At 50.9% G+C, this 13,500-nt stretch carries 14 protein-coding genes; 9 read left to right on the forward strand and 5 right to left on the reverse strand.

Annotation, left to right across the window (positions count from 1 at the left end):
• Window positions 1–45 precede the first annotated feature (45 nt).
• Entirely contained in the window at window positions 46–312 is a 267-nt protein-coding gene (locus BZG73_RS04565; RefSeq protein ID WP_077638845.1) for a YkgJ family cysteine cluster protein, read from the reverse strand.
• A gap of 164 nt (window positions 313–476) precedes the next feature.
• Here BZG73_RS04565 and BZG73_RS04570 point away from each other — a divergent pair, with 164 nt between their 5' ends.
• From BZG73_RS04570 to BZG73_RS04605, 8 genes are all read left to right on the forward strand, one after another.
• Window positions 477–917 (forward strand): YcgN family cysteine cluster protein, encoded by a 441-nt coding sequence (locus BZG73_RS04570; RefSeq protein WP_077667706.1) that lies wholly within the window; start codon window positions 477–479, stop codon window positions 915–917.
• A gap of 105 nt (window positions 918–1,022) precedes the next feature.
• Complete coding sequence (locus tag BZG73_RS04575) at window positions 1,023–1,382, forward strand: hypothetical protein (protein WP_077667707.1); 360 nt, start codon at window positions 1,023–1,025, stop codon at window positions 1,380–1,382.
• Between the two features lie 49 nt (window positions 1,383–1,431).
• Entirely contained in the window at window positions 1,432–3,555 is a 2,124-nt protein-coding gene (locus BZG73_RS04580; RefSeq protein ID WP_077638792.1) for a protein-disulfide reductase DsbD family protein, read from the forward strand.
• A gap of 29 nt (window positions 3,556–3,584) precedes the next feature.
• Entirely contained in the window at window positions 3,585–4,073 is a 489-nt protein-coding gene (locus tag BZG73_RS04585) for a protein disulfide oxidoreductase (protein ID WP_158075267.1), read from the forward strand.
• A 26-nt stretch (window positions 4,074–4,099) separates the two neighbouring features.
• Window positions 4,100–4,831, forward strand: a complete 732-nt coding sequence (locus tag BZG73_RS04590) for a DsbA family protein (RefSeq protein WP_158075268.1) — start codon at window positions 4,100–4,102, stop codon at window positions 4,829–4,831.
• Between the two features lie 119 nt (window positions 4,832–4,950).
• Window positions 4,951–5,952: a tRNA dihydrouridine(16) synthase DusC gene (dusC, locus tag BZG73_RS04595; protein ID WP_077667710.1), complete on the forward strand. Its 1,002-nt coding sequence runs from the start codon at window positions 4,951–4,953 to the stop codon at window positions 5,950–5,952.
• On the forward strand, window positions 5,940–6,578 hold the full coding sequence (locus BZG73_RS04600) for an SEC-C metal-binding domain-containing protein (protein WP_077667711.1): 639 nt from the start codon (window positions 5,940–5,942) through the stop codon (window positions 6,576–6,578). The genes dusC and BZG73_RS04600 overlap by 13 nt, the downstream gene beginning before the upstream one ends.
• A gap of 4 nt (window positions 6,579–6,582) precedes the next feature.
• Window positions 6,583–7,089 carry a (deoxy)nucleoside triphosphate pyrophosphohydrolase gene (locus tag BZG73_RS04605; protein WP_077667712.1) on the forward strand — a complete coding sequence of 169 codons (507 nt, stop codon included), beginning with the start codon at window positions 6,583–6,585 and terminating at the stop codon, window positions 7,087–7,089.
• On the opposite strand, the gene dsbB is transcribed toward BZG73_RS04605, so the two are convergent.
• Window positions 7,055–7,594: a disulfide bond formation protein DsbB gene (gene dsbB, locus BZG73_RS04610; RefSeq protein WP_077578060.1), complete on the reverse strand. Its 540-nt coding sequence runs from the start codon at window positions 7,592–7,594 to the stop codon at window positions 7,055–7,057. The genes BZG73_RS04605 and dsbB overlap by 35 nt on opposite strands.
• An 88-nt stretch (window positions 7,595–7,682) precedes the next feature.
• Entirely contained in the window at window positions 7,683–9,263 is a 1,581-nt protein-coding gene (nhaB, locus tag BZG73_RS04615; protein ID WP_077638847.1) for a Na(+)/H(+) antiporter NhaB, read from the reverse strand.
• Window positions 9,264–9,672: 409 nt separating this feature from the next.
• Between nhaB and fadR the strand changes: the two genes are divergently transcribed.
• Window positions 9,673–10,524, forward strand: coding sequence for a fatty acid metabolism transcriptional regulator FadR (gene fadR / locus BZG73_RS04620; protein ID WP_077667713.1), 852 nt, complete (start codon window positions 9,673–9,675; stop codon window positions 10,522–10,524).
• Between the two features lie 86 nt (window positions 10,525–10,610).
• Here fadR and BZG73_RS04625 read toward each other — a convergent pair whose 3' ends face one another.
• Together BZG73_RS04625 and BZG73_RS04630 are read right to left on the reverse strand one after the other, a co-directional pair.
• Window positions 10,611–12,158 carry a SpoVR family protein gene (locus BZG73_RS04625; RefSeq protein ID WP_046075283.1) on the reverse strand — a complete coding sequence of 516 codons (1,548 nt, stop codon included), beginning with the start codon at window positions 12,156–12,158 and terminating at the stop codon, window positions 10,611–10,613.
• Between the two features lie 41 nt (window positions 12,159–12,199).
• Window positions 12,200–13,471 (reverse strand): YeaH/YhbH family protein, encoded by a 1,272-nt coding sequence (locus BZG73_RS04630; RefSeq protein ID WP_046075284.1) that lies wholly within the window; start codon window positions 13,469–13,471, stop codon window positions 12,200–12,202.
• Window positions 13,472–13,500 lie beyond the last annotated feature (29 nt).

Genomic DNA, 13,500 nt, shown 5'->3' on the forward strand with positions numbered 1-13,500 from the left:
AACACGCTGATAGATAAAGCGCTGGCTAAGATAAGCCAGCGTTTTTTATGTCGCCGCTTCCAGATAAATAAGGTTATCGAGCGCTTGCTGGTACGTATCACCACATACCTCGGGATCTGCATCGAATGCGGCACACACCTCGGGGCGGTCGTCGGATCCAAACAGCTGACAGAGGTTGCGTTCATCCAGCTGTACACAACGGGTATTAGCAGGTTTACCGTTTGGCATACCGGGGATCGGTGACGAAATGCTAGGCGCGATACAGCAAGCGCCGCAGCCAAGACGGCACGAAAATGGCGATGAAGTTGGCATCATCATAGCCTCCGTCAACGTGCAAAGTCGGGCACTCTACCACTCACTTTTGGACTATCCAACCCACGCAAAGGCTTGCTTGCACTTTACGGCTATGATGGTTATAACAAGCGCGCAATGTCGTTGCCGTGAAAAGGCGGCAATAAAAAAAGAGATTAAACACCATGAGCACGCCTTTTTGGCAACAAAAAACCCTGGCACAAATGAGTGATGAGGAGTGGGAGTCACTCTGTGACGGCTGTGGCCGCTGCTGCCTACACAAATTGATTGATGAAGAGACAGACGAGCTTTACTACACCAATGTCGCCTGTAGTTTGCTCGATGATAAAACCTGCTCGTGCAAAGATTATCCGAACCGCTTTTCGTATGAAGAGTCATGTTTGAAGCTTACCCGCGATAAGATTGATGAGTTTTATTGGTTGCCGGAAACCTGTGCCTATCGCTTGCTGGCTGAACATAAACCCTTACCCGAGTGGCATCCGCTGATCACAGGATCAAAGGCGGCGATGCATAAAGCGGGGATCTCGGTAAAAGACAGCGTGGTGTATGAAATCGATGTGATTGATTGGGAAGATCATATCCAGCTGACTCAGCAACTGCGATAACCCCAGCACGATAACCCCAGCACATTGTCACCCTATGGCGCAGACTCCCCCATTGTTTAATTTCTGTTGTTGGGCATAATGATGGCCAACTCGACAGGAGGTGACATGCAAAGGTACACGCGTCGTTCAAAAGCTGGCTGGGCCCTCGCCATTGCGCTTTGGGTACTGGCGGTGTGTGCTTTGCAAAACCAACTGAGTTGGCAATCAGGGGTACAAGCGACTTGCCAAGCAGTCAATATTAGTGACGTAGAGGGAGCAAAAAGCGCACTGGATAAAAAATGTGCGCTTTCCGAGCAATTAATGCACCCTTCTGCGTTGGCGTTAGACTGGCTACCGTCACCGCTTTGGTGGCTGATTGTGTTACTTGCGGTGATGGCAACGTTCCGCCTCTTGGTGGTGTTACCCACCCATGACCCGCCTACCTATCGACGACGGCATCTTTGCTTTTGTGTGTTCCGAGAATAAAGCGCCTGCTTCCTAAATAGCGTATTTATTCTTAACAAGGAACAGACTTATGAATCGACTCAATGACTATTGGCACGCTTTTAAACACGGTCATGTTTGGCAAGGCGTTGCTTTACTGCCGCTTTTGTTTTTGTGCTTACTGCTACTCAGCCCGGCGGTACGGGCCACTGCGCCTGATACAGGTTGGCTCAGTAACCCCGACCATCCACCCGTTAAGGCGCGCCTCGCCTTAACCGGACAAGGTCATCCACAGACTCAGCACCTCGATGGGTTGCTCTCTATCCGTTTACAAGGCGACTGGAAAACCTATTGGCGCTCGCCAGGTGAGGGCGGAGTCGCACCGGAACTTATCATCAACGACAGCCAAAACCTGGGTGATATTACCTGGCACTGGCCGGCGCCTAGTCGCCATGAGCTACTTGGCCTGACCATGCTGGGCTACAAAGGGCAGGTGACTTTCCCGCTGACCTTTGAGGTTGAAACCTGGCAACAGCCGGTTTCGCTCGATGCCACCTTGCGCTTGTCCTCGTGCACCAGTGTGTGTGTGATCACTGATTATCCTATCTCGCTCGACTTTACCCCGAGCACGCTTGAGGCGGATGGCGAGCGGATGTATCAGTTCAACCAAGCGATGAGTCAGGTGCCTAAGCCACTTCCCAGTGTGCAAATTGAATCCGCGGTGTGGGATGCCAACCAGCAACAGCTCGCGGTCACTGTGACTGGGAGCCAAGCTTGGCAGCAACCCGATATGCTGGTGGATGGTGATGCCGTTATCGATGATACCTTTGGCGTGCCCAGTATCCACCGTGATGGCGATACCTTGACCGCGACCTTTGATGTCACCAATTGGATTGAGCCCCCCAACCTTACCGATAAACCCATTCATGTGACTGTCATGGATAAGCAGCTGCTGGCTGAGCACAGCATTACCGTGCGGGCGGGGAGTGTGGTTTCGCAAACCGGATTCTCGATCTGGATGATTGGCGGTATCGCACTTTTGGGTGGATTGATCCTTAACGTGATGCCCTGTGTGCTCCCGGTGCTGGGCCTTAAGCTCAACAGTATCGTTGCCAACCCAGATGCGACACGTGGCACCATTCGTGGTCAGTTTTTGGCGTCAGCCGCTGGGATTCTGGTGTCCTTTTGGGCGATTGCTGGGCTGTTAATGATCTTAAAACTGACGGGACAAGCCGTGGGTTGGGGGATCCAGTTCCAAAGCCCGATATTTATTGGGGTGATGACGCTGGTGATTTGGCTGTTCGCCCTGAGCTTATTTGATGTGCTGCGTATTGATTTACCGCCCAGTTGGCAGACGTGGCTAGCGACACGTGGTGGTCACACCCGTAGCGGGCATTTTGTTCAAGGCGTGTTTGCCACATTACTGGCCACACCGTGTTCGGCCCCTTTCCTCGGCACGGCCGTGGCGTACGCGCTGGGTGGGTCGTTGACGGCGCTTTGGCTGATCTTTACCGCGCTCGCGGTTGGTATGGCGCTACCGTGGCTGCTGGTCGCCGCTTTTCCAGGGCTGACGCGCGCATTACCCAAGCCTGGCCCGTGGATGAATCATGTCAAACGGGTCTTTGCGCTGTTGCTGGCCGGCACCACGGTGTGGCTATTCTGGCTGTGGATGCCGTACCTCGGTGTGTTAGGCGCAATCTTAATGGGGACGCTGTTGCTGGCTGCCAGTATCTGGCTGACGTATCGTGCCCTCGGCAAGATGGCTGCAATTAAAGGCGCGGCAGGACTGCTGCTGGTCATCGTGCTGGGGCTTATCGGCGCATCATTGACAGCACAGCGGTGGGCAACGCCGCTCAATCCTGACCCGGATTGGGTGAGTCTGGATGAAGCCGCGATCGATCAAGCGGTGGATCAGGGCAAAGTGGTATTTGTTGATGTGACGGCGGATTGGTGCATTACCTGTCATGCCAACAAAGTGGGAGTGATTCTACAATCCCCCGTGTATGACGCCATCACCGCGCCGAATGTGGTGACGATGCAAGGAGATTGGACCCGTCCGAGTGATAGCGTGACTCAGTATTTGCAAAAGCACCAGCGTTATGGTGTGCCGTTTAACATTGTCTACGGCCCCGGTGCACCAGAAGGGATCCCCTTACCCGTCATTTTGACTGACAAGGCGGTGATGGCGGCCATTGAGCAGGCGAAAACGCCATGACGGCCAAGCAAACAAAACGGTCTTGGCGTATGCGGGTCAAACGCGGTGCGCGTGACCTGTGCTGGCTCACCGTGTTTGTACTGATATCTAGCACCACAGTGGATTGGTGGCGAAGCCGCGATATCGATACCAGTGAGGTCCCCGTCGCGTCAATGCGTCTGCTGGATGGCCGCCAACAGGATTTGGTGGCGATGTCGCAACACGAACCCGTGCTTGTCTATGTATGGGCAACCTGGTGCGGTGTATGCCGTTTTGTGACCCCCTCGGTAGATTGGTTAAGTGGTCATGCGCAGGTGGTCTCGATCGCGTTACGCTCAGGCTCAAACAAACACATTGCCGGATACCTTGCGCATCATGGTTATGATTTTCCTGTAGTGAACGATCAAAGCGGGGCGCTTTCTAACGCATTTGCGGTGAAAGTGACGCCTACCGTGATGGTGGTCGAGCAAGGAGAAATCACATCAATAACAACAGGCTTCACAACACCGTTTGGCCTATGGTTAAGGCTGGTGTTATGAATTTACATTTATCAAAAGGAAACCCAATGTCCTTATCTCGCTATATCGCCCCAATGTGGGCTCTACTGCTTTTAGCGCTGCCGGTCAGTGCCCACGCGTTGTCGGATACGGAGCAAGCACAACTGGATGAGATTGTCAGCTTGTTAGAAGAGAACCCCAAACTGATCGCCAACCTCAACCAGAGTTTGCAAAAGTTTGTTGAACAGCAAAAAACGTTAAAGGAAAACCTTGCCGCACGTCGTGACTGGTTTGAATCGGACACCCACAGCTGGATTGGCGCTGAAAACCCTGAGGTCACCGTGGTGAACTTTATGGATTACAACTGCCCTTACTGTAAAAAACTGGAAGAAGAATTGCAGAAACTGGTGGCCGCGCATGACGATATCAAGGTGATTAATATTGCTGTACCACTCAAACAGCAGAGTATCGAATCGCTCGGCACTAATTCCGCGGTGTATGCGATGAACGTGTGGCTAGAACAGCCACAGACATTTGCGCAGGTCCATGAATTATTGATGAAAAAGCGCGGTATGCATGATGCGCGCTCGTTAGAGAGAATCGCGCAGAAAACCGGTACCGAAGCATTGCTTGCCGGCAAAGAAATGACCGGAAAAGCGGTCGCAGAGAACTATCGCGCGTTTGTTGAGCTAGGGCTAAGAGGTACGCCCGCGATGATCATTGGCGATCAGGTCGCGCCCGGCTATTTGCCTTATCCACAGCTCGAAGCCATGGTTGAATCGGCGAGAGCCGAAGGCTAAGCCCTTATTGGCGTCGCTAACGCGTTGAAAGCCAGTCCTATTGCGACTGGCTTTTTTTGTTAGCTGCGCTTTGGTGTAAAAGCTGGCAAAATAGCGCGCCTTAACGGTAAAGGTACGGCATGAGTCACACGAATTATCAATCCCCACGCATTGTATTAGGCCCGATGGAAGGTGTCCTGGACCCCTTGATGCGCAAGCTGCTCACGGAGATTAATCACTACAGCCTCTGTGTCACTGAGTTTGTGCGCGTGGTTGACCAACGCTTGCCGGAAAAAGTCTTTCATCGTTTTTGCCCTGAGTTAGCGCATGGGGGTACCACTGCGGCGGGGACCCCGGTTCGTGTACAGCTATTGGGCCAAGATCCAACGGCGATGGCGAGCAATGCCGTCCGCGCGATCCAACTGGGCTCGCAAGGCATTGATATCAATTTTGGTTGTCCGTCGAAAACGGTGAATGGCAACCGTGGGGGCGCGGCGTTGCTCAAAACTCCGGAGCACATGTTTGATGTGGTTAAAGCGGTGCGCGATACGGTGGATCCTGTCTATACGGTGAGCGCCAAAATACGTCTTGGCTTTAATGATCTTGATGATTACTTGTTCATTGCCGAGGCCGTGGCAAAGGCAGGCGCTGATGAGTTAGTGGTTCACGGACGTACCAAGCGCGATGGTTATAAAGCGGGTACCATTCGTTGGGATTTAATTGCTGACATTAATCAACACGTGCCCATCCCAGTCACGGCCAATGGCGATATTTGGCACCGTGAGGATGCACTGCGCTGCCAAGCAATGACAGGCTGCGATACCTTAATGGTGTGCCGTGGTGCGTTAAACATGCCCAATTTGGGCCAGCACATCCGTGATGGCGTTGCACCGATGCCTTGGCCTGCGGTGCTAGCATTGCTGGTTCGCTATACCGAGCAAGAACGCCAAGGTGATAAGGCGCAGTATTTCCCCAACCGCATCAAGCAATGGTTCAAGTATTTGCGACAATATTATCCCCAGGCGGATGCCTGCTTTAAGGTGATTCGTGTTCTTAATCGCGCCGATGAGATAGTGCGTGCACTCGATAAAGCACGTGAACAAACAGAATTGATGACACAGGAAAGTTTATGTCAACACTAATGACGCTCTCTGAGCACTGGGACGGTATGCCTGCCAGTTTTATTGAAGGTGCCCTCCTGGCCGCGAATATATGTCCGGCTCCTTTAGATCCTGATACCTGGCTGTCGGTGCTAGTGACTGCAGGGGTTGAAGAAGATGGGGAGGTAGTTAGCCTCGATCAAGACGATAAGCAGGTGGTGCTGGCACACCTTGAGCAGCAATATCACGCCTTGATGCGTAATGATTATGTATTGCCGGATAGCTTAATGTTGTCGATGCGCGGTGAGCACGCCCAAGCTTTCGCCGAGGGTTTTTTAGCGGTGTGGCCCTATGTTGAGCCACACTGGCACGATGTGAGCATGAATGATGGCAGTCGCCGGATGTTATCCGCCTTAGTCACTAGCATGCTGCTGCTACACGATGAAGCAGGTACGTTAGCGCAGATGAAAGAGGTTGGCATTGATGTTGAGCCGGGCCAATATATGGATCAACTGGATTTAATGATCCAAGACGTGGCGAAAGCGGCGGATGAAGCGCAACAAGGCACGCATGGTGCGCACCAGGTTAACCCATTTAAGTCGATAGGTCGCAACGATCCTTGCCCATGTGGCAGTGGTGCCAAGTTCAAAAAGTGCTGTGGGCGTTAATGACATGAAATCGTTAAAACAATCCTCGCCAATACGTGTTGTGGCCGGCGTTGCCATGCGCGACAAGCAAGTGCTGGTGGCCCAACGGCAGCCAGATGCGCAGTTTATTAGTTGGTGGGAATTTCCCGGCGGCAAAGTCGAGCAAGACGAGACTGACCAGCAGGCTCTCAAACGCGAGTGGCGTGAAGAATTTGGGGTAGAGATCCATGTCGGGGCACCGATTGTGGAAACCGAATTCGATTACGGCGACAAGGTGATCTTATTGTGCAGTTTTTGGTGTGACATCCTTGATGGACCGCCTGTGCTACACCAACATCAGGCCATCTATTGGTGTGAGCCTCATCGCCTTGATGCTGGGGTTTTTAGTGGCGCAGATCGCCCCTTAATCAAGTTGCTTTGTGAGCGGTTCAACCGCGTCGCAAGGAGCGAAAGCGCCGATGAAGCCGACGCTATCTTGCACGATCCGTCACCCGCCATTATGAAAAAATGCGGCGTGGAGGACGGCCAATAAACTGGGCAATTACCACTAACGCCCAGACAACTAACATCGCGGAAAAGATCCCCACTAGCCATTGGGGCATCGACCAGCCTAGCCACTGCCACACCACTTTGCTGCAATCACCGTATGCTTCAAAGACGGATGGCAGCCATTGGTTGAGTGGCGCCCAAGTAGGGAAGTTCACCGCCACATCGCAGGTGGCACCGAACAGTTGGTTCGGATCAGGAAATTGATAACTGACGTGCTCTAATGAGAGCTTGAGCGCCCACCCAGCTGTGACGCCATAGCCAAGCAAGCCGAGAGTACGCCAAAAAGGATCGTTGGGCGCGATTAAACCCAGCAAGGCAGCCACGCCAATTCCAAATAGGGCAACGCGTTCATAAATACACATCACACAAGGTGCCAGCCCTTGATAATGTTGAAAGTAAAGCGCGGTGGCTTCCAGCCCCACAACGCATAGAAGCAACAACAGCCAGGACGCTCGGCTGCGAGAAAACTGGTTTAAGGCGCGCCACATAACTCACTCCTGATAAAAAACAAGGCCCTATATTGAGAGCCTTGCTATTCAATCGTTTGTTGAGACGAAGGTCAATGATAGAAGTGCGTTAGTGAGCGCTCGGTATGGCTTGCTGGCCCATGTGGATGGTTTCGGAAATCCAACCTTGGTGTAGCATCCACTCGGTAGCGGGCACCAAGAAAAACTCAATGCCAATCACGCCCAATACGCCCATGACAATGGTATAAGGCAAAGCCATATATACCATGCGCCCGTAAGAAAGACGCAGCAGCGGCGCGAGGGTTGAGGTGAGTAAGAATAAGAAAGCCGCTTGGCCATTGGGCGTGGCGACCGAGGGTAAGTTGGTACCTGTGTTAATCGCAACGGCTAACATATCGAACTGCTCGCGGCCAATCACGCCATTGAGCAGGGCGGTTTTCACCTCGTTGATATACACGGTGCCGACAAACACGTTATCTGACACCATAGAAAGCAGGCCATTGGCGATATAAAACATGGTCAATTGCAAATGCCCGTCCAGTGACAACACGAGATCAATCACCGGTGTAAATAAGTGCTGGTCAATGATTACTGCGACCACAGAGAAAAAGACCGCCAATAGCGCGGTGAATGGCAGCGCTTCTTCAAAGGCTTTACCGATATGGTGCTCATCGACGACGCCCGTAAACGCGGTGGCAAGGATAATGATACTTAAGCCAATTAAACCGACGGCGGCCAAATGTAAAGCCAATGCAGTGATCAGCCAAACAGCAATGAGTGCTTGTACCACCAACTTGGCGACATCCTGTGGTGTGCGTTTGGCCCGCTGTGCGTTATCGTATCCCACCAAAATTTTTAATACGTTTTGCGGTAGGTGTGCGCCATAGCCAAACCAGCCAAACTTTTCGACCAGCGCACAGGTCAGCAAGCCGGCAAAGAAAACCGGTAGCGTGACCGGAGACATGCGTAAAATAAACTCGCCAAAATGCCAGCCGGCTTGGTCAGCTATGATCAGGTTTTGCGGCTCGCCGACCATGGTCATCACCCCGCCTAGTGCGGTACCCACGCCGGCATGCATTAGTAGGCTGCGCAAAAACGCTCGATAGTTTTCCAAATCGTTGCGACTAAGCTCGTCGCTTAAGCTTTCATCCGAGGTATGATCATGGTTAGCGCCGAACTCTTTTCCGGACGCGACGCGGTGGTAAATGGAGTAAAAGCCCACGGCGACACTGATCACCACGGCAATCACGGTTAAGGCATCCAAAAAGGCAGAGAGCGCCGCCGCCGCGCCACAAAAGGCCAATGATAAGGCGATTTTCGATCGGATGCCCAACAGGATTTTGGTGAAAATAAACAGCAGTAGCTGTTTCATAAAATAGATCCCGGCCACCATAAAGACGAGGAGTAGCAGAACCTCAACGTTGGCCACTAATTCATGTTTGACTTGTGCGGGACTGGTCATGCCGATGGCGACCGCTTCAATCGCTAATAAGCCACCGGGTTGCAGCGGGTAGCATTTCAGAGCCATCGCGAGGGTGAAAATAAACTCGACCACCAGTAGCCAGCCAGCGATAAAAGGGTCGATCGCGAAAACAATTGGGTTAAGGATCAAAAAGCCAACAATGGCTAGTTTGTACCAATCAGGTGCTTTGCCGAGAAAATTCTTAAGAAACGCAGTTCTGAGTGTCATGGTCTTCGCCATAGTGAAAGTCTCATTGTTATCTATGCCTACCTAGCGCGCGGATGGGCGAGTAACGTGCACCGACACAAACGCCCAATCGGCGAATGGATGCATGGGCACAGTAAGAGGGTGACAGATATCAGTGACGAAGGGTTATCGGGACGCGTGGTTTAACCACAATACGTAGATGGATAGCTTCGTCACGCATAAGTGTGCGCTAGTTTGCCTCAGACATATTTTGTTACATCTTGTATGGATCAGTTTTGCGATTTATGCCCAGTTTTTCATTGATCTGGTACAAAAAGATAGCAGATGTCACGTGATATCCCGTGATCTCACTCAGCGGTTTCTGCCGGTGGCGTCTAGTGGTATGATGAGTTATTAATCAAAGCAAGAAGCAAATTGGAATTTAGATTCAATGGTTATAAAGGCGGATAGCCCAGCAACATTTGCTGAAAAATATATAATTGAAAGTATTTGGAATAATCACTTTCCTAAAGGGTCCATTTTACCTGCAGAGCGTGAACTGTCTGAACTGATTGGGGTCACTCGCACCACCTTACGTGAAGTGTTGCAGCGCCTGGCGCGTGATGGCTGGTTAACCATTCAACATGGCAAACCAACACGCGTAAATGATTATATGCGTACATCAGGACTGAGCATTCTTGATACGCTGGTCACCCTAGAGGGGCAAGATGTGCATGGTGTGCTTGAGGACTTACTCGCGGCGCGCACCGACATCAGTGGCGTGTACATGCGTTATGCAGCGAAAAACCGTGCTGATGACTGCATAAACCTTATTGACCATGTGATTAAACGTTGTGAGCAAGTGCTTGAGTGCGAAAGCTTTGAGCAGTTCTTGGGACTTATCGATGAACAAGGTGAAGTCTTAAAAGACGTTAAAAAGATCCAGGACAAATACGGTAAGCAAGATCCCGCCTTGTGCGAGCGTATTTGTATGGGGCGCGCGTTTAATCACTTTGACTATCGTTTGTTCCAAGGGATGGCGCATTTTTCTGGCAACAAGGTGTATGTGTTAACCATTAATGGCATGCGTCAGATTTATTCGCGTGTGGGCGGATATTACTTTATGGATCGCCGCGCCTGTGAAAATGCATTGAGCTTTTACAATGACTTACGTGATATGATAGCCAATAATCAGCACCCAATGATTGGTGATCGAGTCAAACAATACGGACGTGAGTGCGGTGGCTTGTGGTTTAGTAACCGTGAAACAATTGCGGCACATATGGCTGAAGAAGAAGCCTAACGCGATCCAATGAGTGAAACCATGTGTATAAGAAAAGCCGCCATGCTGATGACCATGGCGGCTTTTTTATGGATGGCTCGACAAGGTTAGTGGCTGCCCATCAAGATGTCAGGATCAAACTGCGGCCGCTTGGGGCAGCTACTCAGTATTTTTCCGCGTCCTTCACTGGTTTCCTCTTCGAGGATCACTTCAAACCCCCACAGACGATGGACGTGCTTGAGCACCTCTTCATAAGACTTCGCGAGTGGGATCCGGTTATGAGGGACATAGCGAAGCGTGAGTGAACGGTTGCCACGTAAATCGACATCGAAGACTTGAATATTCGGTTCGCGATTACTGAGATTGTACTGCGCGGAGAGATCTTCACGTAATTGGCGATAACCTTGTTCATTATGAATACTGGTCACTTCAATGTAGCTTTGCCGGTCATCGTCATTGACGGCAAAAAACTTCATATCCCGCATTACTTTAGGCGAGAGAAACTGACTGATGAAACTTTCATCTTTAAAGTTGGCCATCGCAAAATGAACGGTGTCGAGCCAGTCTTTCCCGGCGATATCAGGAAACCAGTACTTATCCTCCTCAGTGGGATTTTCGCAAATGCGACGAATATCTTGGAACATGGCAAACCCGAGTGCGTAGGGGTTAATGCCGGAATAGAACTGACTGTTGTAAGGCGGTTGTGCCACCACATTGGTGTGGCTATGTAAAAACTCCATAATAAAGCTATCAGTCACCAACCCCTCATCATAAAGGTGATTCAGGATGGTGTAGTGCCAAAATGTCGCCCAGCCTTCGTTCATCACCTGAGTTTGCTTTTGCGGGTAAAAATACTGGCTGACCTTGCGCACTATCCGCACGATTTCTCGCTGCCATGGCTCAAGCAGTGGAGAGTGCTTTTCAAAAAAATACAACAGGTTCTCTTGTGGCTCGGCAGGGAAACGGCGTTTTTCTTCTTCTTGCTCTTTTTGGCCACTCGGGATGGTACGCCAGAGTTCATTGACTTGCGTTTGCAGGTAGTCTTCTCGGGCTTTTTGGCGTGCTTTTTCTTCGGCAAGAGAGATCTTTTGTGGCCGCTTATAGCGATCGACCCCATAGTTCATCAGGGCATGGCAGGAATCGATCAGGTTTTCTACTTCTGCCAGGCCGTACTTTTCTTCACATTCACTGATGTAATTTTTTGCAAACAGCAGGTAATCAATAATGGAGCCTGCGTCTGTCCAAGTTTGAAACAGGTAATTGCCTTTGAAAAAGGAATTATGGCCATAACAGGCGTGTGCCATCACCAGCGCTTGCATGGTGATGGTGTTTTCTTCCATCAAATAAGAAATACACGGATTGGAGTTAATCACTATCTCGTACGCGAGCCCCATGTACCCGTGTTTGTAGTTGCGTTCGGTCTCGATAAATTTTTTACCAAACGACCAATGATTGTAATTGATGGGCATCCCGACGCTTGAGTAAGCATCCATCATTTGCTCAGCGGCAATGATTTCGATTTGGTTTGGATAAGTATCCAGCTTGTAGTGTTCAGCGACGCGTTTGATTTCCTTGTGATACTGCTCGAGCAGGTCAAAGGTCCAATCGGGTCCATCATGAAGTGGAGTGTTACGTTTACCTTTGGTGACAGCCATACCATGTCTCCCTGATAAAATACGTCTATGCCGGTATGGCGTCAGGCTTCGACCTGACGCTTAAACAATTCGCGGAACACGGGGAAAATTTCCTCCGCTGAGCGAATGTTTTGCATTGCAAAGTTGTCATGGCTTTGCGCCAACGCCTCATATTCACGCCACAGTGTTTGATGCGCGCGGCGGGTGATTTCGATATAGGCGTAATAACGGCTGACCGGCAACAGAGTGTTTTGCAGTAGTTCTCGGCAACCGGGTGAGTCATCGGCCCAATTATCGCCATCCGAGGCTTGTGCCGCATAGACGTTCCATTCTGTCGGGTCATACCTATCTTTGATGATTTCATCCATCAGACGTAGGGCACTGGATACAATTGTGCCGCCGGTCTCCTGTGAGTAAAAAAACTCGTGCTCATCGACTTCTTTCGCCTGCGTGTGGTGGCGAATAAAGACCACCTCCACGTTTTTATAGGTGCGTGTAAGGAAAAGATAAAGCAGGATATAAAACCGTTTCGCGATATCTTTGGTCGCTTGATCCATCGAGCCGGACACATCCATTAAGCAAAACATCACGGCTTGGCTACTCGGCTGTGGCCGCTTTTCGTAGTTTTTATACCGTAAGTCAAAGGTATCGATGAACGGAACCGCGGCGATTTTGCGCTTCAATGCCGTGATTTCTTCTTCGAGTCGTTTCACTTCAAGTGGTTGTGCAGGCTCGGCCTCGCGCACGCGCTCAAGCGCCTCTTCAAGCTCTGCCAGCTCTCGGCGTTTGCCGGCTGACATCGCCGTGCGTCGTGCCAGTGAGTTTTGTAGTGAACGTACAATGGCAATATTCGAGGGCACCCCATTTGAGGTGTACCCCGCGCGATGCGTTTTGTACTCCACCATTTTATTCATTTGGTTTTTCTTCAGGTTCGGAAGCTCAAGATCCTCGAACAAGAGATCCAAATATTCGTCTTTTGATATTTGAAAGACGAACTCATCTTGACCTTCGCCATCAGGACTGGCTTGTCCTTCTCCGGCACCGCCCCCTTCGCCACCAGGGGGACGAGCGATACGATCCCCTGGGCTAAACTGATCATTACCAGGGTGGACAGCATCACGCTGTCCCCCTTTGCCTTGGTGGAAAGTCGGTTCACGAATGTCACGAGAAGGGATAGAAATATCCTCTCCACTTTCAACATCCGTGATCGAGCGGTTGTTGACGGCGTCAGCAATGGACTCTTTAATTTGCCGCTTGTGTCGGCGTAAAAAGCGTTGTCGATTGACAGTGCTTTTATTTTTGCCATTGAGACGACGATCAATAAAATGCGCCATATCTCTCTCCCGTCATCTGCGTCAGCCCG

Source organism: Salinivibrio siamensis (genome assembly GCF_001996005.1).
Taxonomy (GTDB): domain Bacteria; phylum Pseudomonadota; class Gammaproteobacteria; order Enterobacterales; family Vibrionaceae; genus Salinivibrio; species Salinivibrio siamensis.

What these genes read in the sequence shown, in the direction of transcription:
- BZG73_RS04565 (WP_077638845.1), bottom strand. Translation starts at nt 312, where the DNA reads ATGCCAACTTCATCGCCATTTTCGTGCCGTCTTGGCTGCGGCGCTTGC.
- BZG73_RS04570 (WP_077667706.1), top strand. Translation starts at nt 477, where the DNA reads ATGAGCACGCCTTTTTGGCAACAAAAAACCCTGGCACAAATGAGTGAT.
- BZG73_RS04575 (WP_077667707.1), top strand. Translation starts at nt 1,023, where the DNA reads ATGCAAAGGTACACGCGTCGTTCAAAAGCTGGCTGGGCCCTCGCCATT.
- BZG73_RS04580 (WP_077638792.1), top strand. Translation starts at nt 1,432, where the DNA reads ATGAATCGACTCAATGACTATTGGCACGCTTTTAAACACGGTCATGTT.
- BZG73_RS04585 (WP_158075267.1), top strand. Translation starts at nt 3,585, where the DNA reads ATGCGGGTCAAACGCGGTGCGCGTGACCTGTGCTGGCTCACCGTGTTT.
- BZG73_RS04590 (WP_158075268.1), top strand. Translation starts at nt 4,100, where the DNA reads ATGTCCTTATCTCGCTATATCGCCCCAATGTGGGCTCTACTGCTTTTA.
- dusC (WP_077667710.1), top strand. Translation starts at nt 4,951, where the DNA reads ATGAGTCACACGAATTATCAATCCCCACGCATTGTATTAGGCCCGATG.
- BZG73_RS04600 (WP_077667711.1), top strand. Translation starts at nt 5,940, where the DNA reads ATGTCAACACTAATGACGCTCTCTGAGCACTGGGACGGTATGCCTGCC.
- BZG73_RS04605 (WP_077667712.1), top strand. Translation starts at nt 6,583, where the DNA reads ATGAAATCGTTAAAACAATCCTCGCCAATACGTGTTGTGGCCGGCGTT.
- dsbB (WP_077578060.1), bottom strand. Translation starts at nt 7,594, where the DNA reads ATGTGGCGCGCCTTAAACCAGTTTTCTCGCAGCCGAGCGTCCTGGCTG.
- nhaB (WP_077638847.1), bottom strand. Translation starts at nt 9,263, where the DNA reads ATGACACTCAGAACTGCGTTTCTTAAGAATTTTCTCGGCAAAGCACCT.
- fadR (WP_077667713.1), top strand. Translation starts at nt 9,673, where the DNA reads ATGGTTATAAAGGCGGATAGCCCAGCAACATTTGCTGAAAAATATATA.
- BZG73_RS04625 (WP_046075283.1), bottom strand. Translation starts at nt 12,158, where the DNA reads ATGGCTGTCACCAAAGGTAAACGTAACACTCCACTTCATGATGGACCC.
- BZG73_RS04630 (WP_046075284.1), bottom strand. Translation starts at nt 13,471, where the DNA reads ATGGCGCATTTTATTGATCGTCGTCTCAATGGCAAAAATAAAAGCACT.